Annotated in this window: 14 protein-coding genes; 11 read left to right on the top strand and 3 right to left on the bottom strand. The window is 74.5% G+C overall.

Translation table 11 applies throughout. The features are described 5' to 3' along the window. Positions 1-66: 66 nt before the first annotated feature. Positions 67-630 (top strand): TetR/AcrR family transcriptional regulator, encoded by a 564-nt coding sequence (locus LWC33_RS05770; RefSeq protein WP_233303172.1) that lies wholly within the window; start codon positions 67-69, stop codon positions 628-630. A 102-nt stretch (positions 631-732) separates the two neighbouring features. Here the strand turns inward: LWC33_RS05770 and LWC33_RS05765 are convergent, their stop codons facing one another. Continuing rightward, on the bottom strand, positions 733-1,296 hold the full coding sequence (locus tag LWC33_RS05765; RefSeq protein ID WP_233303171.1) for a hypothetical protein: 564 nt from the start codon (positions 1,294-1,296) through the stop codon (positions 733-735). Positions 1,297-1,585: 289 nt separating this feature from the next. Here LWC33_RS05765 and sbnA point away from each other — a divergent pair, with 289 nt between their 5' ends. The 7 genes from sbnA to LWC33_RS05730 all read left to right on the top strand — a co-directional run bounded on the left by sbnA (position 1,586) and on the right by LWC33_RS05730 (position 14,315). Beyond that, positions 1,586-2,566: a 2,3-diaminopropionate biosynthesis protein SbnA gene (sbnA, locus tag LWC33_RS05760; RefSeq protein WP_233303170.1), complete on the top strand. Its 981-nt coding sequence runs from the start codon at positions 1,586-1,588 to the stop codon at positions 2,564-2,566. Positions 2,567-2,570: 4 nt separating this feature from the next. After that, positions 2,571-8,228: a Pls/PosA family non-ribosomal peptide synthetase gene (locus LWC33_RS05755; protein WP_233303169.1), complete on the top strand. Its 5,658-nt coding sequence runs from the start codon at positions 2,571-2,573 to the stop codon at positions 8,226-8,228. Continuing rightward, positions 8,225-11,566 (top strand): non-ribosomal peptide synthetase, encoded by a 3,342-nt coding sequence (locus tag LWC33_RS05750; protein ID WP_233303168.1) that lies wholly within the window; start codon positions 8,225-8,227, stop codon positions 11,564-11,566. Before LWC33_RS05755 ends, LWC33_RS05750 begins: the two co-directional genes overlap by 4 nt. A gap of 31 nt (positions 11,567-11,597) precedes the next feature. Then, positions 11,598-12,590 carry a TauD/TfdA family dioxygenase gene (locus tag LWC33_RS05745; protein ID WP_233303167.1) on the top strand — a complete coding sequence of 331 codons (993 nt, stop codon included), beginning with the start codon at positions 11,598-11,600 and terminating at the stop codon, positions 12,588-12,590. After that, positions 12,587-13,663 (top strand): 2,3-diaminopropionate biosynthesis protein SbnB, encoded by a 1,077-nt coding sequence (sbnB, locus tag LWC33_RS05740; protein WP_233303166.1) that lies wholly within the window; start codon positions 12,587-12,589, stop codon positions 13,661-13,663. Before LWC33_RS05745 ends, sbnB begins: the two co-directional genes overlap by 4 nt. 138 nt (positions 13,664-13,801) lie before the next feature. After that, positions 13,802-14,161, top strand: coding sequence for a hypothetical protein (locus tag LWC33_RS05735; RefSeq protein WP_233303165.1), 360 nt, complete (start codon positions 13,802-13,804; stop codon positions 14,159-14,161). Continuing rightward, positions 14,145-14,315, top strand: a complete 171-nt coding sequence (locus tag LWC33_RS05730) for a hypothetical protein (protein ID WP_232872008.1) — start codon at positions 14,145-14,147, stop codon at positions 14,313-14,315. Before LWC33_RS05735 ends, LWC33_RS05730 begins: the two co-directional genes overlap by 17 nt. Positions 14,316-14,323: 8 nt before the next feature. Here LWC33_RS05730 and LWC33_RS05725 read toward each other — a convergent pair whose 3' ends face one another. After that, positions 14,324-14,503: a hypothetical protein gene (locus tag LWC33_RS05725; RefSeq protein ID WP_233303164.1), complete on the bottom strand. Its 180-nt coding sequence runs from the start codon at positions 14,501-14,503 to the stop codon at positions 14,324-14,326. 49 nt (positions 14,504-14,552) lie between these two features. Continuing rightward, positions 14,553-14,837: a YggT family protein gene (locus tag LWC33_RS05720; RefSeq protein WP_037054048.1), complete on the bottom strand. Its 285-nt coding sequence runs from the start codon at positions 14,835-14,837 to the stop codon at positions 14,553-14,555. A 96-nt stretch (positions 14,838-14,933) separates the two neighbouring features. On the opposite strand from LWC33_RS05720, the gene LWC33_RS05715 reads away from it, so the two are divergent. The 3 genes from LWC33_RS05715 (at position 14,934) to LWC33_RS35595 (ending at position 21,577) form a co-directional block, all read left to right on the top strand. Beyond that, entirely contained in the window at positions 14,934-16,442 is a 1,509-nt protein-coding gene (locus LWC33_RS05715; RefSeq protein WP_233303163.1) for a hypothetical protein, read from the top strand. Continuing rightward, entirely contained in the window at positions 16,435-17,151 is a 717-nt protein-coding gene (locus LWC33_RS05710) for a hypothetical protein (protein WP_233303162.1), read from the top strand. The genes LWC33_RS05715 and LWC33_RS05710 overlap by 8 nt, the downstream gene beginning before the upstream one ends. A gap of 73 nt (positions 17,152-17,224) precedes the next feature. Beyond that, positions 17,225-21,577, top strand: a complete 4,353-nt coding sequence (locus LWC33_RS35595; protein WP_305080847.1) for a coiled-coil domain-containing protein — start codon at positions 17,225-17,227, stop codon at positions 21,575-21,577. The last annotated feature ends 60 nt before the right edge of the window (positions 21,578-21,637 follow it).

Raw genomic sequence — 21,637 nt, 5'->3', positions numbered from 1 at the left:
CCCCTCCCGTCGGGCCCGTCGCCGCGAACCCGCCGCGCGCGGGGGGCCGCCGGTGCGCGCCGGCCGGTGTACGACGCGTCGTCGCTGCTCGCGGTGGCCGTGCAGGAGTTCAACGCCCGCGGCTACGACGCGACCTCGATGGAGGACCTCTCGCGCGCCGCGGGCATCACGAAGTCCTCCTTCTACCACCACGTGAGCGGCAAGGAGGAGCTGCTGCGGGCCGCGCTGAGCCGGGCGCTCGACGGCCTGTTCGGGATCCTCGAGGAGCGCGCCGCGCAGCAGGGTACGGCCCTGGAACGCCTGCGGCACATCATCTTCCGCCAGGTCGAGGTGCTCAGCTCCGAGCTGCCCTACGTCACGCTGCTGCTGCGGGTGCGCGGCAACACCGAGACCGAGCGCTGGGCCCTGGCCCGGCGCCGCGCGTTCGACGCCTCGATCGCCTCCCTGGTCGCGGAGGCCGTGGCCGACGGCGAGGTCCGGGCCGGGGTGGAGCCCTCGCTCGCCGCCCGCCTGCTCTCCGGCACCGTCAACTCGATCATCGAGTGGTACCGGCCCGGGCGGCCCGGGTCCGGCTCCCTGCCGGGCGAGGTCGTCCGGATGGTCTCCGAGGGGATCATCCCGCCTGCCTGAGCGCGTCGCCCCGCGGGCGGACGAACAAGCATTCGGTGGCGGGTCCCCGGCGCCGCACCCGGAGGCCCTCCGGGGTGAAACGGGTGGCCTCCCGGTGGCGGATCAGGGCAGGCCCGCCACCCAGTCGGCGAGGACCGCGACGTTCTCGGCGTTGCGGCCCTGGTCGACGAGGGTGAACGGGACCAACGGGCGGCTGCGCAGCGCGACCAGGGCGGCGGGGCCCTGCGGCCGCACCTCGATCTCGACCCGTTCGCCCCAGCTGCGCCAGGTCACGCCGGTGCGCAGCAGGGCTCGGTCGGCGTCGACGGCCGTCAGGCGCCCGCCGGGCAGCAGGGCCGCGGCCTCCCCGGCACGGGCGAGCACCTCCGCCGCGGACACCGCCGCGCGCACGTCCCGCCGGGCGAGCACGCCCGCGACCCCGGTGCGGCGCGCCGCCCGGTCCTGCAGGTGCCCCAGGACCAGGGCCATGACCAGCCCGAACAGGACGCCGGCCAGGATCGAGGCCACCGCCAGGATCCCATAGCCGGCGGGCCCGGCGGTCTCGCCCGGGCCGCCCTGCAGGGCCACGAGCACACCCCAGAAGAGGCCGAACGGCACCCCGGTGGCCAGGCCGAGCTGCAGGCGGCTCGGCGGCCTCGTCGTCCCTGCGACGTCGCCCTCGGACACGGTGACCTCCCTGGAGCGGCGCGCCCGGTGCGGGCACTGCGGCTTCCCGCTGCGGCGGGCGTGCCGAGAAGGGTCTCCGGACCGCGGCGCGGGCGACGAGGGAGCCCGCCCCCGGAGGACCGGGGGTCAACCCCCGGTCGGGTCAGGGGGACCGCTCCGGGACCTCGGGTATCTGCCCCAATGTCCGACTGCTCTCCCCAGAGCATTGTCGTTCCCGTCGAACCGCACCGACCGCGGCCGACGAACCGGGGGAACGCAGCGCCGAGCTGCTCGATGGGGGGAGACAGCAATGCCGATCGTGACCGGTCCGCAGGAGTTCACCGAGGAGCGCCTCTTCGTCGACCTCGGCGCCATCGTCGGACACGAGCTGTACCTGAAGTGCGAGGGCTTCAACTTCGCCGGCTCCGTGAAGCTCAAGGCCGCGGCCTCCATGGTCGAGGCCGCCGAGCTGGCGGGGGAGATCGGGCCCGGCTCGACGCTCGTCGAGTCGTCGTCCGGCAACCTCGGCGTCGCGCTGAGCATCATCGCCGCCAACAAGGGCTACCGCTTCATCTGCGTCACCGACATCCGCTGCAACGCCGCCACCATCGCGCTGATGGAGGCCATGGGCACCGACGTCCGCGTGATCCGCGAGGCCGGCCCCGAGGGCTTCCTCGGCGCGCGCCAGGCCTACGTGCGGGCCGTGCTCGCGGCCGACCCGAACGCCCACTGCCTCAACCAGTACAGCAACCCGAACAGCTGGAAGGCGCACTTCCGCACCACCGCGCCGGCCATCGCCGAGGAGTTCCCGCAGCTCGACGTCCTGTTCGTCGGCGCGGGCACCACCGGCACGCTGATGGGCTGCGCCCGCTGGTTCCGCCAGTACCGGCCGGACGTGCACATCGTGGCCGTCGACGCCGTCGGCTCGGTGACCTTCGGCCAGCCGGCCGGGCGCCGGATGATCCCCGGCCTCGGCACGAGCGTCGTGCCGGACATCTTCGACCGGTCCTACATCGACGACGTCGTGTTCGTCGAGGAGCCCGACGCGATCGCCATGTGTCACCGGATCGCGAGAAAGGGCTTTCTCTTCGGCGGATCTACCGGCACGGTGGTCAGCGGCGCGAAGGCCTGGCTGGACCAGAACTCGGCCGGGCACCTCACGTCGGTAACGCTCGCCCCCGATCTGGGCGAACGCTATCTGGAGACCCTGTACCGGGCCGACTGGGTCCGGGACAACTTCGGCGACGAGGTGCTCGCCGCCGAGCCGGCGAACGAGAGCCTGGTGGCCTGAGACGATGGCACTGTTGCCGCCCACCCCGGGGCACTCCCCGGCGGAGGCCCCTGCGGGCCCGCCGGCCATGCTCTCGGAGCTGGTCCTGGTCGACCGGCACGAGGCGCAGGGCTGGCGGGTCCGCCGTCACGAGCGCCTGGACTCGGTGTTCGAGGAACGGTGCGACTGGATCCGCGAGTACGGCCGCGCCGGGCAGCTCGCCGTCGACGGCCCCGGCGTCTCGCTGACCTACGACGAGCTCGACGCCCGTGCCAACAGGCTCGCCCGGTACCTGCGCCTGCGCGGCGCCCGACCCGGCGACCGCATCGCCCTGCTGTTCGACGTCCGGGTCGAGACCTACGTCGCTCTGCTCGCGGTGCTCAAGATCGGTGCCACCTGCGTGCCGCTCGACCCGGACGCCCCGGCCGACCGGCTCGGCTACCTCGTGGCCGACGCCGAGGCCCGGCTCGTGCTCACCCGCGCGGACCTGCGCGGACGCGTGGCCGTCGTCGGGTCGCTGCCGGCCGGCACCGAGGTGCTGGCCGTCGACGACGCCGCCGCCCTGATCGCGGAGATGAGCGCGCGACGGCTGCAGCCGGCCGAGCGCGGCGAGCTCGTCGACCGGCCCGCGTACGTCGTGCACGTGCCCGGTCACGCCGGCTGGTCCGAGCGCGTGGAGATCGACCACCGCAGCATGTGCAACGCCGTGCGGGTCTCGTCCGAGACCTTCGGTGTCCGGGGGCACCGCCTCTACCAGGGCCGGGCCCTGTTCTCCGGGGGCGGCATCGAGGAGGTCTGGATGGCCTGGGCGGCAGGCGCCACGCTGGTGCCCGCGCCTGATGGCCCGCGCCTCACCGGCGACGTCCTGCACGCCGTCCTGGCCGAGCGTCGGGTCACCGCGCTGTGCACCACCCCGGCCGTGCTGGCGACGCTGGAGGCGGACCTGCCCCAGCTGCGCTTCCTGCTGGTCTCGGGGGAGGCCTGCCCGCAGAGCCTCGTCGCGCGCTGGCACCGGCCGGACCGCCGGTTCCTGGTCGCGTACGTGCCGCCCGGTGCGACCGTCGCGGCGACCTGGACGGTGGCGCACCCGGACAAGCCGATGACGATCGGTGTGCCGCTGCCGACCTTCGCCACCGTCGTCCTCGATCTCGACGTCCCGCAGCGGGCGTTGCCGCACGGCGAGACCGGCGAGATCGGCCTGGCCGGGCTCGGCCTCGCCTGCGGCTTCCCCGACCCCTCGGGCGACGCCTTCGTCGACGACTTCCTCGGCATCCCCGGCAACCCGTCCGGCCGGATCTACCGGACCGGCGACCTCGGCCGGGTCGACGACGCCGGCGAGATCGAGTACCGCGGCCGGACGACGCTGCAGGTGCTGGTCAACGGCGAGCGCGTCGACCTCACCGCGATCGAGTCGGTGATGCTGGCGGTGCCGGGAGTGGCCTCGGCGGCGGTGGCGCCGCACCAGCCGGCACCCGGTGTCACCGAGCTGGTGGGCTTCTACACGCAGCGCGCCGACAGCCCGGCGGTCACCGAGCGCGCGATCGGGTCGTGGCTGCGTGAGCGGCTGGCGTCCGCCCACGTACCGGCCCGCCTGGAGCGGCTCGACTCGCTGCCGCTCACCGCCGACGGGCGGGTGGACCGGGCGGCCCTGCCGCAGGGCGACGGGGAGATGACCCGGCTGCGTGCGGAGAACGCGCGGCTGCAGGAGCAGTTGGAGCAGCTGCGGCCGCCGGTGACGCCGGTGGACGCGGTCCCTGCCGTCGAGCCCGCGACGGCTGCCGAGCCGGCCGAGCCCACCGAGCCCGCGGCGGCGGCCGAGCCCGCCACGCCGGCCGAGCCCGCCACGCCGGCCGAGCCCGCCACGCCGGCCGAGCCCGCCACGGTGGCCGAGCCCGCCCCGTCGGTTGAGCCGGCCCCGTCGGTCGCGCCCACCGTTACGCCCGCCTGGCCGGCCGACCTCTCGACGCCGGACGAGCCTCCGACGCCGGTCGAGTCACCGACGCCGAAGGCGCCGATCGCGTCGGCCCCACCCGCCGCGCCGGGGATCCTCACGTTCGAGCAGATCATGGGGTCCACCTCCGCCTCGCCGGAAGCGGCCCTGCCTGCGTTCCCTTCCGCGGTCCCGACCCCGACCCCGACCCCGACGCCCACGCCGGCGCCGGCCGCCGAGTCCGAGCCGCAGCCGGACGTCCTGACGTTCGACCAGATCATGGGGTCGACGGCCGCTCCGGCCGCTCCGGCCGGGACTCCGGCTCCACGGCCCGAGCCGCAGCCGGACGTGCTGACGTTCGACCAGATCATCGGCTCGACGGCCGCGCCGCCGGCGGCTCCTGCCGCCCCTGCGGCCGGCCCGGTCCCGCCGAAGGCGCCGGAGGCCCGCCGCCCGACGCCGTACCCGCGGACGTCCGCGCCGGCCCGGCCCACGCCGTACCCACGGCCGGCCTCCGCGCCCTCGCCCGCCCCGCGCCCGGCGCCGCCCGCGCATCCCAGTGCATCGGCGCCGCCCGCGTCGGCTGTGTCGCCCGTGCCGCCCACCGCATCGGCGGCGCCCGTACCGCCGGTGCCGCCCGTGTCGTCGGTGTCCCGGATCGCACCGGCGCCGACCCGGTCGCCGCGGTCGCCGGACCGGCCGACGCCGTTCCCGCGCTCCGCACCGCTGACACCCACGCCCTTCCCTCGGATCACGACCGCGGCTCCGACCCGGCCGGCTCCGATGCCGGTCACCCCGAGCACGCTGACACCGCCGACCGCTCCGGCGCGCCCGGCTCCTGCTCCTGTGGCTCCGGTTCCTGTGGCTCCGGCTGCCCCGGCTCCTGCGGCTCCAGCCGCCCCGGCCGCCGCGGGCTCCACCGCCGGTCTCGCGTCGGCGCTGGCGGGTGTGCTGGCCGAGGTGCTGGCCGTGGAGCACGTCCCGACCGACCGCCACGTGTTCGAGGACCTCGGCGCGGACTCGATGGTGATGACCCGCTTCTGCGCCCGGCTGCGCAAGCGGGCGGACCTGCCGTCGATCTCGATCAAGGACGTCTACGCCCACCCGACGATCGCCGGGCTCGCCACCGCGTTCGCCCCGTCGATGCCCGTCGCCGCCCCGGTCGTCCCGGTGGGGGCGGCCGGTGACGACGTCGTCCAGGGGCTCGCGCAGGTGCTGGCCGAGGTCCTGGGCGTCGAGCAGGTGCCGACCGACCGCAATGTGTTCGACGACCTCGGCGCCGACTCGATGGTGATGACCCGCTTCTGCGCCCGGCTGCGCAAGCGGGAGGACCTGCCGTCGATCTCGATCCGCGACGTCTACGCCAACCCGACGATCGCCGGGATGGCCGCCGCGGCCGCGCCGGACGGGCCGGCCGGCGCTCCGGAGCAGCCTGCACCCGCGGCCGTCACGCCGGTGCGCATGAGCACCTTCGGCTACTACCTCACCGGGTTCCTGCAGCTGCTGACCTTCCTGGCGTACGCGAGCATCGCCGGCGTGGTCATGGACCGGGCCTACAACTGGATCTCCGCGAGCACCACGCTGCTGCAGACCTACCAGCGCTCGGTCGAGGCCGGCGCGGCCGCGTTCCTGGTGCTGTGTCTGCTGCCCGTCGTGGCGAAGTGGCTGCTGATCGGACGCTGGAAGGAGACGGAGTTCCCGGTCTGGAGCCTGCGCTACTTCCGGTTCTGGCTGGTGCGGACGCTCGTGCGAGCCAACCCGATCGCCCTGCTGATGGTCGGCTCGCCGCTCTACACGCTCTACCTGCGCGCCCTCGGGGCCAAGGTCGGGAAGAACGTCGTGATCCTGACCCGCAACCTGCCGGTGTGCAGCGACCTGATCACGATCGGCTCGGGCACCGTCATCCGCAAGGACGCGATCCTCTTCGGCTACCGCGCGCACGCCGGGACGATCCAGACCGGTCGGGTCACGCTCGGCCGGGACGTCGTCGTCAGCGAGAAGACCGTGCTGGACATCGACACGGCCATGGGGGACGGCGCCCAGCTGGGCCACGCCTCCTCGCTCCACCGCGGACAGAGCATCCCGGCCGGCCAGAGCTGGCACGGCTCGCCCGCGGTCCCGACCGAGGCCGGTACCGACTTCCGCGCCGTCCCGGCCGTGCGGATCCGCGCGCTGCGCAAGGTCAGCTACGTGACGAGCCAGCTGGTCAAGCTGTTCGCCATCTACCTGCCGTTCGGCTTCGGCGGTCTGTTCCTCGTGGTCAACGCGGTTCCGCAGTTCAAGAAGCTGCTGGACCCCGCGACGGTCGGCTACACCGACTCGGCCTTCTACCTGGAGGCAGTGGCCGACTCGGCGCTCATCGTGTTCGGCGGCCTGGTCCTCGGGATGCTGGTCGTCATCACCCTGCCCCGGCTGGTGGCGCTGTTCGTGCCGCCGGGCCGCGTCCACCCGATCCACGGCTGGCGGTACTCGTTGCACCGCACCGTGACCCGGCTGACGAACGTGAAGACCCTCACCTACCTGTTCGGGGACAGCTCGTTCATCGTGGGCTATCTCTACCTGCTGGGCTACGACCTCGGCAAGGTCGTGCAGACCGGGTCGAACTTCGGCTCGGCCGTCGCGCACGAGACGCCCTACCTGACGTCCGTCGGTCGCGGCACGGTCGTCGCCGACGGGCTCTCGGTGAACAACGCGGACTTCTCCAACTCGTCGTTCCGCACCGAGCGGATCGTCATCGGCGCCGACAACTTCGTGGGCAACCAGGTCGCCCTCCCGATCGGCGGCCGCACCGGCGACGACTGCCTGCTGGCCACCAAGGTCGCGGTGCCGATCGACGGGCCCGTCCGCCAGGGCGTAGGGCTGCTCGGCTCGCCCGCCTTCGAGATCCCGCGCACGGTCCAGCGCGACCGTGTCCTGGAGATCGACGCGCGGGAGCGCCGCAGCCGGCTGCGCCGCAAGAACGTCCACAACCTGATCACCATGGGGCTCGCCCTGATGGTGCGCTGGGGATACGTCCTCGGGCTGCTGCTGCTCGGCCTGGTGGCGCTGGACCACTTCCAGCAGTTCGGTGCCGTCGCCTTCGGCCTGGAGATGGTCGCGAGCCTGGTGTTCACCGTCCTCTGGTTCGTGTTCTGGGAGCGGGCGATCATCGGCTTCCGCCGGATCCGCCCGAAGTCCTGCTCGATCTACGACATCCGCTTCTGGCGGCACGAGCGCTTCTGGAAGCTCGTGATCCCGCCGATGGAGCGGCAGCTCGGCGGCACGCCGTTCAAGAACCTGGTCACGCGCACGCTCGGGGTCCGGCTCGGCCGCCGGGTGTTCGACGACGGAGTCAGCCTCACCGAGCGGACCCTGACCGCCATCGGCGACGACTGCACGCTCAACTTCGGCACGACCATGCAGTGCCACTCGCAGGAGGACGGCGCCTTCAAGTCCGACCGCATCACGCTCGGGGCGGGTGTGACCCTCGGTGTCGCCTCGTTCGTGCACTACGGCGTCACCGTCGGCGACGGCGTGGAGATCGCCCCCGACGCCTTCGTGATGAAGGGCGAGGAGGTCCCGGCAGGCGAGCGGTGGGGCGGAAACCCGGCCCGGGAGATGGCCGCCCCGCCCGTGCCGCCCTTGTCGTCCGCACCGACTGCACCGACTGCACCGACTGCGCCGACTGCGCCGACCCTTCCGTCCCCGACCGACCCGGGCGCGTCCGACTGGACCGCCGCCCTGCTCACGGCCCGCGAGGAGCCAGTCCGATGACGACCCCGCCCTCACCGCCCACGCCGACCGGCCTGCCCACACCGCCCGGCCCGTCCGCGCCGATCCCGCAGTTCACCCCGGCCACCCTCACTCCGGAGACCCTGATGACCTCGCCGACCGCCGCCCCGACCTGCGCCCCCGGCAGTCCGGCCCGCGTCTGGTGGACCACGGTGCTGACCGCCGGCGGACGCACGACGGTGCCGCGCTGGACCCTCGAGCCGGCCCCCGGCGTCGCCACGGTCGAGGTGCCGCTGCCGGGACCCCTGTCCGAGGCCCTGTCCGAGGCCGTGCTGGTCGCCGCGCACGCCAAGGTGCTGGCCGCGGTGTCCGGCGAGCCCGAGACCGTCGTCGGGCTGGTGACCCCGGCCGGCCCGCTGCCGTTGCGGCTGCCCGTGGAACCCGGTTCGTGGCGCGCCCTGCTCGACTCGGCCCAGCTGGCCGCCGCCGAGCTGCGGACCCACCAGGACTTCCCGGTCGAGGCGCTGCGCGCCGAGCTCGGCGTGGCCGGCCCGGTGTTCGAGACCGAGGTCGACCCGGCCGGGCCCGCGCCGGAGCCGGCCGGGGAGGTCGTCCTCACCGTCGGCGTCCGGGACGGCCTGCTGCAGCTGCGGCACCGCACGGACGTACTCGACGCCGCCGCGGGATCCCGGATCGCGGGCTACCACCTCGCGGCGCTCGCGCAGCTCACCGACGCCCCCGGCACCGACCACACGGCGTCGACCCTGCTGTCCGACGAGGAACGCGCCTACCAGCTCGAGGGCCTGGCCGGGCCGATCCGCCCGCTGCCCGACCGCCGCTTCCACGAGCTGGTCGAGGAGCGCGTCCGCCGGCACCCCGACGCGATCGCCGCGGTCCAGGGCGACGTGCGCTGGACCTACGCCGAGCTGAACGACCGCGCCAACCGCCTCGCCCGCGCGCTGCAGGACCAGGGCCTGGAGCGCGAGGGCGTCGTCGGCGTGGTGACGGAGCGGAACCTCGACTGGATGGCCGCCGTGCTCGCGGTGTTCAAGGCGGGCGGGGTGTACCTGCCGATCGAGCCGCACTTCCCGGCCGAGCGGATCCTGAAGACCCTGACGAGGGCGGAGGCGGCGCTCGTCGTCACCGAGCCGGGCAGCACCGAGACCCTCGACCGGGCCCTCGACGCGATGCCCGAGGTCCGCGTGCTCACCCTCGCCGGCGCGCTGGCGGAGGAGGCCGACGGGAGCGACCTCGGCGTGGCCGTCGGCCCGGACCAGGCTGCGTACGTCTACTTCACCTCCGGTTCCACCGGCGAGCCCAAGGGCGCGATGTGCGAGCACGCCGGGATGCTCAACCACCTGCTCGCCAAGATCGAGGACCTGGAGATCGCCGAGGGTGCGGTCGTCGCGCAGACCGCTCCGCAGTGCTTCGACATCTCGCTCTGGCAGCTGGTCTCGGCGCTCCTGGTCGGCGGCCGGACGGTCGTCGTGCCGCAGGACTCGATCCTCGACGTCGAACGGTTCGTCGACACGATCGTCGAAGAGCAGGTCGCGGTGGTGCAGCTCGTCCCGTCCTACCTCGAGGTCGTGCTGTCCTACCTGGAGCGCACCGGTCGGGAGCTGCCCGACCTGCGGTGCGTCTCGGCGACCGGTGAGGCGCTCAAGACCGAGCTCGCGCAGCGGTTCTTCGGGCAGCTGCAGGGCGTCGCGCTGGTCAACGCCTACGGCCTGACCGAGACCTCGGACGACACCAACCACGAGGTCATGCGGTCCGCGCCCGCCAAGGTCGTGCTCGGCCCGGCGGTGCGCAACGTGCGCGTCTACGTCACCGACGAGAACCTCGAGCCGGTCCCGCTCGGCGCCCCCGGCCTGATCTGCTTCGCCGGCGTCTGCGTGGGCCGCGGGTACGTCAACGACCCGGAGCGCACCCGCGCGGTCTACCTGACCGACCCGCACGTGCCGGGGGAGCGGCTCTACCGCGGCGGCGACTACGGCCGCTGGACGCCCGAGGGCAAGCTCGAGTTCCTCGGCCGCCGGGACAGCCAGGTCAAGATCCGCGGGTTCCGCATCGAGATCGGCGAGATCGAGAACGCGCTGTCGGGCATCCCCGGGGTTCGTAGCGGCGCCGTCGTCGTGGCCGAGCGTCCCGGCGCCGGTGCGCAGCTGGTCGCCTTCTACGCCGCCGCTCAGGACCTGCCCGTCGACCTCCTGCGGGGCGGCCTGGCCCGCACGCTGCCGGTGTACATGGTCCCCGCGGCGTTCCACCGCCGGGAGCCGTTGCCGCTCACCGCGAACGGCAAGATCGACACGAAGGTGCTGACGGCGCTCGCCGCCGAGCTGGGGCAGGAACCCGCGGCCGCCGCGGACCACGAGGCTCCCGCGACCCCCGCCGAGCAGCGGCTGGCCGCCGCGTTCGCGCAGATCCTCGGGGTGCCGGAGGCGGAGATCAGCCGGCACGACCACTTCTTCGACCGGGGCGGCTCGTCGTTGTCCGCGGTGAAGCTCGCGGTGGCGCTGGACCGGGCGGTGTCGCTCAAGGACATCACCCGCAACCCGGTGCTCTCCGACCTGGCCACGCTGCTCGACGCGCCCGCGGCGGCCGCCGACCCCGCCGCGCCCGCGGCGGCGGCGGAGCTGCTGCAGCCCCTCGCCACCGGCGCCGACCCGGGCCGGGCGCTGGTCTGCTTCCCGCCGGCCGGCGGCAACGCCGTCAACTTCCGGCCGGTGGCGGGCCGCCTCACCGGGATGACCGTGTTCGGCGTCGAGCCGCCCGGCCACGACCCCTCCGCCGCGGAGAAGTTCGTACCGCTGGCCGAGATCGTCGAGCGCGTCACCGCCGAGATCACGGCCCGGAAGCTCACCCGCGTGCTGCTGTGGGGGCACTCCTCGGGCACCGCGTACGCCGTCGCCACCGCGCGGGCGCTGGACGAGCGGGGGGTGCACGTCGAGCTGGTCGTGCTCTCGTCGCAGCAGCTCGGCGACCCGACGACCCGCCGGAACGGGATCGTCGAGCTGTCCGGGCGGTCGGACGCCGCGCTGGTCGACCGGCTGCGCGACACCGGCCTGTACCCGGAGCTCGACCAGCTCGACGCGGAGGGCGCCCAGCGGGTCGCGGCGGCGTACCGCCACGACTGCATCGAGGCGCACCGGTACCTGGCCGACGCCGCCACCTCCGGGATCAAGGTCACCGCGCCGGTCGTCGTCGTCCGGGCCGCGGACGACCCGAGCACGGCCGACGAGACCCGCCGCCGGGACTGGGAGCTCCTGGCCGGGGAGATCCGGACCCGAGAGCTCGACGGGGGTGGGCACCACTTCCTCCGGAGCCGACCCGACGAGGCGGCCGCCGTCGTACTCGACGCGGCCCGCGCCGCCTCTTCCTGAACGGACGACCACACCCTCGGAAGGAACCGTCATGACCCAGCCCGCACCCGCACTGGACCTCACGCAACGTCCTGGCGGGCCCGTCGTCCTGACCACCACCGCGCCCCAGGGGCCCGCCGCCTGGGCCACCGCGAACCGCGACGCCGTCCGCAACCTGGTGACGCAGTACGGGCACCTGTTCGTCCGGGGCCTCGGCCTGCAGGACTGGGCGGCCACCTCGGCCGTGTTCCGCGGGCTCACCACCACGCTGCTCGGCGAGCGCGAGGCGTTCGCCCCGCGGCAGCACTTCGGCGACGGTGTGCACTCGTCGACCTCGTGGCCCGCCAACCAGCAGATGTGCATGCACCACGAGCTCAGCTACACGCTCGAGTTCCCCGGCCTGATGCTGTTCGCCTGCCTCAACCCGCCGGCCGCCGGCGGCGCCACCACGGTGTCCGACGCCGCCGCGGTGCTGGAGGCGCTGCCCGCCGACCTCGTCGCCCGCTTCGAGCGCGAGGGCTGGATGCTCACCCGGACCTACAACGACGAGATCGGCGCCTCGTGGCCCGACGCCTTCGGCACGGACGACCGCGCCGCCGTCGAGGCCTACTGCCGCGCCAACGCGATCGAGTTCGAGTGGACCGCCGACGGCGGCCTCAAGACCCGGCAGCGCCGGCTCGCCGTCGTGCGGCACCCCGTGAGCGGGGCGCGCTGCTGGTTCAACCAGATCGCCTTCCTCAACGAGTTCACGCTCGACCCGGACGTCCGCGAGTTCCTGGTGGACACGTACGGACCGGACGGCCTGCCGTTCACCACGCGGTTCGGCAACGGCGAGCCCATCGGCCCCGAGGTGATCGCGCTGATCAACGACGTCTACACCGCCCACACGCTGCGCGAGCCGTGGCAGGCCGGTGACCTGCTGCTCGTCGACAACGTCCGGTGCGCGCACAGCCGCGAGGCCTACCAGGGCGACCGGCAGGTGCTCGTCGGGCTGGCCGACTCGGTGAAGCTCGCCGACTGCGCCCCCACCGGGGGTGCGCAGTGACCGCCGTCGACCCCGCCGCCGAGCCCACCACAGCACCCGCCGGCACCGGGCTCACCGTGCCGCCGTTCGCCGTCGTCTCCGGATCGCAGGTCCAGGGGGCGCTGGCAGGACGGGAGCGGGAGATCACCGACCTGGTCGAGGCCACCTACCGGCTGCACGGGTCGGGGGACACGGTCAACCCGCCGTCGTACTTCCTGCGGTTCCCGGACCGGCCGACCTCGCGGATCATCGCGCTGCCGGCCTCCCTCGGCGGGCAGACGCCGGTCGACGGGCTGAAGTGGATCTCCAGCTTCCCGGGCAACGTCCAGGCCGGGATCCCGCGCGCCTCCGCCGTGCTGATCCTCAACGACCACGACACCGGCTACCCGTTCGCCTGCATGGAGAGCTCGATCATCAGCGCGACCCGGACGGCGTCGTCGGCGGCGCTGGCGGCGGACCGGCTGAGCGAGGGCCGCAAGCGGCCGACCCGCGTCGGGTTCTTCGGCACGGGCCTGATCGCGCGCTACATCCAGACCTTCCTCGCCGGCACCGGCTGGGAGTTCGAGGAGATCGGCGTGTTCGACCTGTCCGCGGACAGCGCGGCAGGCTTCCGCGGGCACCTGGAGCGCTCGGGCACCCCGGGCCGGATCACCCTGTACGACACCCCCGAGGAGCTCATCCGGAGCAGCGACCTGGTGGTCTTCGCGACGATCGCCGGCACGCCGCACGTCACCGAGGTCTCCTGGTTCGACCACGGCCCGCTGGTCCTGCACGTGTCGCTGCGCGACCTCGCGCCCGAGATCCTGCTCGAGGCGACCAACTTCGTCGACGACGTCGAGCACTGCCTCAAGGCGGACACGTCGCCGCACCTGGTCGAGCAGCGGCTCGGGAACCGGGACTTCCTGGCCGGGACGCTCGACGACGTCCTCTCCGGGCGTGCGTCGGTGCCGGCCGAGGGCACGGTGATCTTCTCGCCGTTCGGGCTGGGGGTGCTGGACCTGGCCGTCGGGAAGTACGTGTACGACCGGGTCGTGGAGGCGGGGGAGCTGCAGGTCGTCGACGGGTTCTTCCACGAGTTGAAACGGCACGGGTAGGCCGGGCCTCCCGGGTTTCGCGCCGGCTGGGGCCGCGGCGAAGCACGCCGGGCGCGCCTCGGCCGGGTCGCGCCGGCGGCGGCGGCGCGCCGCCGGGTTCGCCGGTTTCGTCGGTGGGGCCCGCTACGGTCCGCGTCGATGGGTGCGACGTGGGCGAGCTTCCTGGGCGGGCTCCTCGGCGCGCTGCTCGGCGCCGTGGCCAACCTGCTGGTCGGCGAGGGCAAGCGGCGCCGGGAGGAGGACACCGCCCTGCTCGGCTGGTGCAGCCAGGTCTACGACTGGGTCGTCGAGGGGAAGGTCGCCCCGGAGGCCGCCCGGCACATGCTGGAGGAGCGGCGGATCGCGGGGCACTGGTACGCCTTCAACCGGCGGTACGCGAAGCGGGTCGACGCTATCCTGGACGAGCTCGACCGGGCCTTCGCGCCGCCGGAACCCACCGGTGCGGCCCGCGAGGAGTTCGTGCTCGACACGGAGGACGACGATGAGCGACCAGGCTGACGAACCCGTGGTCACCGAGGTGACCGCGCGCCAGGTCCGCGCGGCCCGCTTCCGGGTCGTGCGGGACTCCGTGCAGGGCCGGGTCACCCCTGAGCGCATCCGCCGGCTGGCCCGGGTGCTGCTGCCGGGGGAGGACTCGCCGCAGACCGGCTGAGTTCTGGCTCAGCCCTCGCCGTCGGCGTCGGCCACGTCCGGGCTGTCGCCGCGGGGATTCTGCGTGCCCGCGTCGGGGCGATCCTCCGCCGGCGCCGTCATCGTCGGCTCGGCGTCCTGGTCCACGGGGTCGTCGGGCAGGGCGGGCTCGTCCTCGGCCCTGCTGTGCTCGGGGTTCTGGTCGGTCATGCCCGCGACTACCCGGGTCGGGGTGGGGTATGCGGGGCGTCCCGCCCGATCAGAACGGGATCAGCGGGACGATCGCGGTGCGCAGGATCAGCACGCCGACGAAGACGATGATGAAGGCCAGGTCCAGGCTGATGCCGCCCAGGTTGACCGGCCTCACCACCCGGCGGACCGGCGCGATCACGGGCTCGGTGATCCCGTGCGTCACGCGGCGGGCCTGGTAGAGGGCGGAGCCGCCGCTGCCGGGGGAGAGGACCCCGATCCAGTCGACGACCACCCGCGCGAGCAGGACCAGCTGGAACAGCACCAGCAGCAGCCCGAGGAGGGAGGCGATCACGGCGGTCTCCTTTCCGGTTCCACCGGCGAGTGTCCCGATCGCAGGTGAGAGGGGCCTGAGAGTTTTCTGTCGGTAGGCCCTTCTATGGTCTTGACCATGACGGCCGCCGCTCCCGTGGTGTCGCCCGCGGCGGATGCGACCGCCCGGGCGCGGTGGCGTGCGCTCGCGCTCACGGACCCGATCTCGCGGCTGGTGCGCAACGCGGCGCACGCCGGGATCGACGACGAGCTGTTCGACCTCCGTCAGCTCGCCCTGGCCGCCGTCGACCTCGTCGTCGGGTCGATGGGATTCGCGCGCGAGGCCACCCTCGAGGAGGTCGCCGACGACCTGACCGCGCTGGCCGCCCGGATGCGGCCGGACCGCGCGCACCAGGCGCGAGACGTCGCGCAGGTGGTGCTGAAGGGCCTGCTCAACGAGGCGCACGAGCACCGGCGGTTCACCTACTGGTTCGCCGATCTGTCCGGGGAGCGGGTGGCGCGCGAGCCCTACAGCTTCCGGCTGCTCTCGTTGCGCGACGCGGAGTACGGGCCGGTGCTGGTGGCGTCCGACCAGGCCATCACGCTCTTCCTCCACGGGCTCGACGTCGACCTGGAGGACGCGGACCGCGCACTGGCCCACGTCCTGCAGCGCCAGCTCGACGACCGCCGGTTCGACGCGGCGGCCCGCACGGCCGCGCAGGCCGAGCGCACCTCGGTCGGCATCGCCGCCACCCTGTCCGAGCTGCTGGACGCGACCCGCCGGGACGTCGGCTCGCACGACTGGCTGGTCGACGTCCCCGATCGGCTCGCCACGGCGAGGAGGCACGTCGAGGAGCGGATCGCGGAGGACGACCGCTTCCTCGAGCACGTGCAGGGCGGGCTGGACACCGAGACGTCCGCAGACGTCCGGGCCACCTCGGGCCGGATCGTCGACCTGCTGCACCGCGTCCGGCAGGTGCACCTGGACCTCGAGCGCCGGCTGGTCGGCGCCCGCGAGGTGTTCCTGGCCGCGCAGGTCCGGCAACGGTTGGCGCGCCGCCGTCGGCTGCGCATGCTGGCGCTCGGGGAGGACGTGCTGCTCCCCGTCCTGGACCTGCCGCGCGAGCAGGCCGTCGCGGTCGGCACGGCCATCGCCGACCGCGCGCTCGGGGTGAGCGTGCCCCGGCTCGTCCGCTTCGACGACCTGCTGGACCAGCTCTGGGCGCCGCCGCGGCAGCGGGAGACCGTCGAGCCGGCGGACGAGGAGGCGGCCCCGGCGGAGGACGAGGCGGAGGACGTGCAGCGGTACCCGGCCGCCGTCGTCGAGGGGGCGCGAGGGGTGCTGTCCGCGGCCCGGGTGACCGAGGAGGGGGTGGCCCTGTCCGAGCTGCTCGACGCGAGCGAGGACGACGAGGTCGCCGAGCTGGTGCTGCTCACGGCGCTGTGGGCGTTCGCCCCGGACCCCGCGGCGGACGAGGAGGACCCGGACGGCTCGGTCGAGCTGGCCGGGGGTCTGGAGGCGCTGGACGAGGGCGTCGAACTGAACCATCGGCTGGCCCGGGGGCGGGACCTGCGGGTACGGCCCCTGCACCCGGCTGTCGACGAGGAAGCGTCGATCGTGGACGAACTGGAGACCGCCGGTGAGTGAGGCCGTCGCCGCGGACCTCACCGAGGTGCGCGCCGCCGCGGAGCTGCTGGCGTTCGGCCTGCAGCGCAAGGCGCGGCCCGTGGAGGGCAGTGACTACCGCGCCCTGCTGGACCGGTACCGCACCGAGCTGCGGTTCCGGGACGTCGTGGACACGATGGCCGAGGGCCTCGGTCTGGAGGCGCTGGGCACCCCACGCTCCGGAATCGTGCTCGCCCCCGAGCCCGGTGGCCCGTTCGCCACCAGGCTCACCGACTTCCGCACCATGGACCAGGCCGAGCGCCTGGTGTTCGGGCTGGTCCTGATCGGTGTCGCCGCCTACGCCTACCCGCAGGACGTGGACTTCGATGATCCGGACACCAAACTGGTGGACCTGGTGAAGGTGGACGAGTTCCTGCGCTCGGCCATCGACACCCTCACGGCCCAGGAGGGTGACGAGGGCACCCCGGAGGAGCGGGCCCGGGCTGCGGCCGAGGTCTACAACGACATGCCCCAGCTGATCACCACACAGACCGGGCGCCGCGGTCGCGGTTGCACCCTCAAGGTGATCGAGGACGCCCTCGGCTGGCTGGTGGACCAGGGCGCCGCCCGCGAGGCCACCTCGCTGGGGCCGGACGTCTACCACCTCACCGATCGGTTCCGGCTGCTCGTCGCGGACTCGGCGGGCGGGGCGGCGCTGGACGCGCTGCGCGCGCTGCGGGTGGCGTCATGAGCGAGCGTGTGAGCGGATCATCGACCCCGCGGCGCCCGGGCGAGGCGCCGAGTCCGCGCGGCGGGAGAGCGCAGTGAGCGCGCCGGTGATGTGGAAGATCAGCCGCGTCCGGATCGACCGGATGGGGCCCACGGCCGCCCGGTTCCTGGACGTCACGCTGGACTTCCGGGACGCGAAGGACCTGCCGCTGGACTCGATCCTCTGGCTGCGCAACGGCGGCGGCAAGTCCACCGTCCTGTCGCTGATCTGCGCCCTGATCCGCCCCGCGCGCCGGGACTTCCTCGCCACCCAGGCCACGGGCAAGCATCTCGAGGACTACGTGCTGGGCGACGACACCGGGCACGTCGTCATCGAGTGGTCCGGGCCGGGAAGGCGGCTGGTCACCGGTGCCGTCTACGAGTGGGCGGACCGGGCGCAGCCCGCGGACCCGAACCGGGACCACGACCGGCTGGGCGCCCGTTGGTACCTCTGCGGCGAGTCCCCGGACGGGCGAGCCGGGTTCGACGCCCTGCCGATCGGGCAGCGGCTCACACAGAAGGAGTACGTCGCGGCGCTGCGGGAGTGGGACGCCGTGCCCGGCGCCGGACTCGTCGTCACCGAGCGGCAGGACCGGTGGGCCCAGGCGCTGGACGACCACGGGCTGGATCCGGCGATCTTCACCGCGCTGCTGCAGATGAACGCCACCGAGGGTGGCATCGAGGGCCAGTTCCAGTTCCGCAACGCGGACCAGTTCGTGCGGTACCTCCTGGAGCTGATCGTCGATCCGGACGTGTCCGCGCAGGTCTCGCAGATCCTCGAGAAGGTCCGCTCCGGGCTCGCCGAGCGGCCCCAGCTGCTCGCCGACCGGACGTTCGCCATCGAGGCCGTGCCGTTGCTGCGGACCCTGGCCGACTGCCAGGGCGCGCTCGCCGAGGCCACCGGGGCGGCGGAGTCGGCGCAGGAGCGAGCGGTCGTGCTGGCCGGGCGGATCGCGGCCGCGGCGGCCGGGGCCCGACGCGACGAAGCAGCCCACGCGGACCGGCAGGAGGAGCTGTCCGCCGAGGTCACCGCGCTGCACTCGGCCGCGGCCACGGCGGAGGCACGGGTCGCGGCCCTGCACGGGCTCGCTGCGCGGTTCCGGCTCGCCGAGGCCCGGGCGGAGCTGGCGGCTGCGCAGGAGGCCCGGCGGGGCGCTCGGAGCGTGCGGTCCGCGTGGCGGGCGGTGGAGCCGCTGCTCCGGTGGCGCGAGGCGCAGGCCCGCGTCCGGTCCCTCGAGGAACAGCAGGGCGCCGCGGAGCTGGGCGCCGAGCCGCTGCGCCGCGCCGCGGACGAGGCCGCAGCGCGGTACGCCCGGGCGCTCGACGAGGCGCTCGCCGAGCAGGCCGATCGGACCGCTGTGCTGCAGGAACGACGCAGCACCGGACAGACGGAGGCCGAGGCCGCGCGGGATCGCGCGGGGGTGGCTCGGACGTTCGAGGGCCGGCTGACCGCCGAGCAGGAGAACGTGCGGGAGCGGCTCGCCGACCTGGACCGGGCGGTCGCGGCGGCACGTACAGCGGGACACGTGGAGCCCGCGGAGGAGGTCCCCGCAGCCCTGGAGCGGCACCGCGCGGCCGCCGCCGGGGCGGCGGCGGACCTGGCACGGATCGCCGAGGAACGGGCCGCGGCACGCGAGCGTCGTGAGGAACTGCGGGCCACCGAGGAGGGCCTGGCGACCGAGCGGCGCACCGTTCTCGAGCGCCTGCGCTCGGCCGAGCAGCGAGCCGCGGACCTGCGGGAACGGGTCGCCGAGCTGGCCGGCGAGGACCGGCTGCAGGCGCTGAGCGGTGGGGACGCGGTCGATCCGGTCGCCGAGGCGGGCGACCTCGAGGAACTGCTCACCACGGCGATCGCGCGGACCGAGCGGCGCCGGACCGAGCTGGCGGTCGAAGGGGCCGAGGACGAGCGGGCACTGGAGGCGCTCGCCGCGACCGGGCTCCTCCCGCCCACCCTGGACCTGGGGCGGGCCCGCGCCGTCGTCGAGAAGGCCGGGATCGCGGTCGCCACGGGCTGGCAGTACCTGGCGGACGCGGTGCCGCAGCGCTCCCACGCCGCCGTCCTGCGCGCGGCGCCCGCGCTGGCGTCGGGTCTGCTCGTGCACGCGGCCGAGGACCTCCCCGCGGCCCGGGCGGCGCTCGTCGAGGCGGGGCTCCGTCCGACGACCGCACTGGTGCTGGCCACGACGACGGACCTCGACGCAGTGGTCCGGGGTGAGCGGACCGAGCTGATCGGGGAGGAGTTCGAGCTGGTCCCGCCCGCGGCCGCGCTCACCGACCCCGCGGCCGGTGGCGCCGAGACGGCGGCCCGGGAACGGGCCCGGGCCGACCGGGTGGACGCGGACCGGGAGCTGACCGCGGTCCGCGACCGGGACGACGATCTCCGCCGCCGCGTCCGGACGCTGCGCCGCGACTGCCCGCCCGGGACTCTCGAGGAGCTCGAGGGAGCGGTCGCCGCGGCCCGGGAGGACCTGGCCCGCGTGGACTCCGATCTCGAGCGCGTCGCCGTGGACCTCCATGAGCTCTCCGAGCGGGAGCAGACGATCGAAGGGCTGCGGGAGATCGCGGAGGTCGCCCGGCGGGCCGCGGACGTCGCCGGCGCCGTGATCGGCGACCTCGCCACCCGGCTCGTGGCGGCGGAGGACAGCCGCGCCCGCGCCGCGGCGCTCCCCCCGGAGATCGAGGCCGTGCGCGCGGAGATCACCCGCGAGGAGGCAGCGGAGGAGTCGGCCCGCCGCGTCGTCCGGGAGGCCGAGGAACAGCTCAACGCCGTGCGCCGCGCAACCATGGCCCAGCAGGAGGTTCGCTCCACGCTGAACGTGCCCGCGTCGGCGTTGGAGGCGGTGGAGCCGGTCGCGCCCGCGGAGGCACAGCGGGCGTGGGAGAGCGCCCTGGCGGCGTACCGGCGAGAGGTGTCGGACTCCGCGCTCGCCGCCGCTCTGGACGAGGCCCGACGCGGGCTCGCGGGGCCGACCGAGCAGGTCAGCGCCCTGCCCGCAGACGTGCGGGGGGCCGCGACGGCACTCGCCGACGGTCCCGAGGGCGGCGACGCGGAGTCCCGCGGGGCGGCGTCGGCCCGCGCGGAGGCCGCGGCGGAGGCCGCGGACGAGGCGGTGGGTGCCGCGCGTACCCGGGTGGAGTCCGCCCGGGCCGAGGCCGTGGGCTTCCCGGAACCGACGGACGTCCCGGAGCCGGCGCCGACCACGATCGCGAGTGCGGTGGAGGCGGCCGCGCGGGCGGAGGCGGAGCATGCCGCCGCCCGCGAGGCGACCGAGCGGGCCCGGCTGGAGCGCGAACGTGTCGGCGGCCTGCGAGCCGAGGCGCGCGAGCGCGGGCGCGAGCTCGTGCACCTGGGAGAGCTGCTGGGCGTCGAGGGTGTTCCCGAGGGGCGGATCACGGTCGAGGAGGCCGGCGCCGAGGTCACCGCGATCCGGGGCACGCTGGAGGCCACCGCGGCGGCGGTCCGGAAGGGCCGCGCGGCCGTCGACAAGGCCGCGAAGGAGATCACGGTATGGGCCTCGGCCGACCGGTTCGCCGAGGTCAAATCCGCTGTGCGCGATCGGTTCCGGGTGGCGGACGTCGCCGCCGAACTCGGCGACGGCGTGGGTGCGCTGGCCGAGGACCTGGACAAGTACGCCGTCAACCTGCAGGGCAGGCTGGACGAGCTGGAGGACCACAAGTCCGTCGTCGTCACCGCGATGACGGGGATGGTCCGGCAGGCGTTGAAGTCCCTCGCCCGTGCGCAGACGCTCTCCGAGCTCCCGGAGAACCTCGGCCCGTGGGCCGGACACCGGTTCCTGGACGTCGGGCCACGGTCGGCGGTGGAGACGGCCGACGCGGTGGTCCGGGACCGCTGCGCCCGCCTGGTGGATGTGCTCACCGCGCGCGGGGCGGAGGTCCCGCGCGGCCTGGAGCTGCTCTGGCAAGCGACGAACGCCGTCGTCGGGGACGGGAACTGGCGCGCCCGGGTGCTCAAGCCGTCCACGGCACTCGCCCTGGAACGGGTGTCGGTCGAGCGGATGCGCAAGTGGTCCGGCGGCGAGAAGGTCACCATCTCGCTGCTGCTGTTCTGCATGGTCGCCAAGCTGCGGGCCACGAGCCGGGGCCGGGACGTCCCCGGCCTCGGGGCGCTGCCGCTGGACAACCCGCTCGGCAAGGCCAACTACGTCGTGTTCCTGGACCTGCAGCGGAAGGTCGCGAACGCCAACGGCGTCCAACTGATCTTCCTGACCGGCGTCGGCGACATGAAGGCGGTCGGCCGCTTCCCCAACATCATCCGGCTGCGCAACGCGGCGAACCGGGGCCGGGAGTACGTCCGGGTCGCGGAGCGGACCCTCGCCGACGAGGACCCGTCGGGCGCGATCGACAGCACCCGGATCCACCGGGACGACCCGGTGCTCACCCTGCTGTGATCCGGTCCCGGCTCGCGGCCGTCCTCGCGGAAGCGGTGGCCCGGACGCCCGCGCGAACCG

It is taken from the genome of Pseudonocardia terrae (assembly GCF_021343995.1).
Classification (GTDB): domain Bacteria; phylum Actinomycetota; class Actinomycetes; order Mycobacteriales; family Pseudonocardiaceae; genus Pseudonocardia; species Pseudonocardia terrae.
This window is presented reverse-complemented; position numbering and strand designations above follow the sequence as displayed.

Coding starts and splice junctions, on each gene's coding strand:
- LWC33_RS05715 (WP_233303163.1), top strand. CDS start 14,934: ATGACGGCCGCCGCTCCCGTGGTGTCGCCCGCGGCGGATGCGACCGCC.
- LWC33_RS05755 (WP_233303169.1), top strand. CDS start 2,571: ATGGCACTGTTGCCGCCCACCCCGGGGCACTCCCCGGCGGAGGCCCCT.
- LWC33_RS05725 (WP_233303164.1), bottom strand. CDS start 14,503: ATGACCGACCAGAACCCCGAGCACAGCAGGGCCGAGGACGAGCCCGCC.
- LWC33_RS05745 (WP_233303167.1), top strand. CDS start 11,598: ATGACCCAGCCCGCACCCGCACTGGACCTCACGCAACGTCCTGGCGGG.
- LWC33_RS05750 (WP_233303168.1), top strand. CDS start 8,225: ATGACGACCCCGCCCTCACCGCCCACGCCGACCGGCCTGCCCACACCG.
- LWC33_RS05735 (WP_233303165.1), top strand. CDS start 13,802: ATGGGTGCGACGTGGGCGAGCTTCCTGGGCGGGCTCCTCGGCGCGCTG.
- LWC33_RS05730 (WP_232872008.1), top strand. CDS start 14,145: ATGAGCGACCAGGCTGACGAACCCGTGGTCACCGAGGTGACCGCGCGC.
- sbnA (WP_233303170.1), top strand. CDS start 1,586: ATGCCGATCGTGACCGGTCCGCAGGAGTTCACCGAGGAGCGCCTCTTC.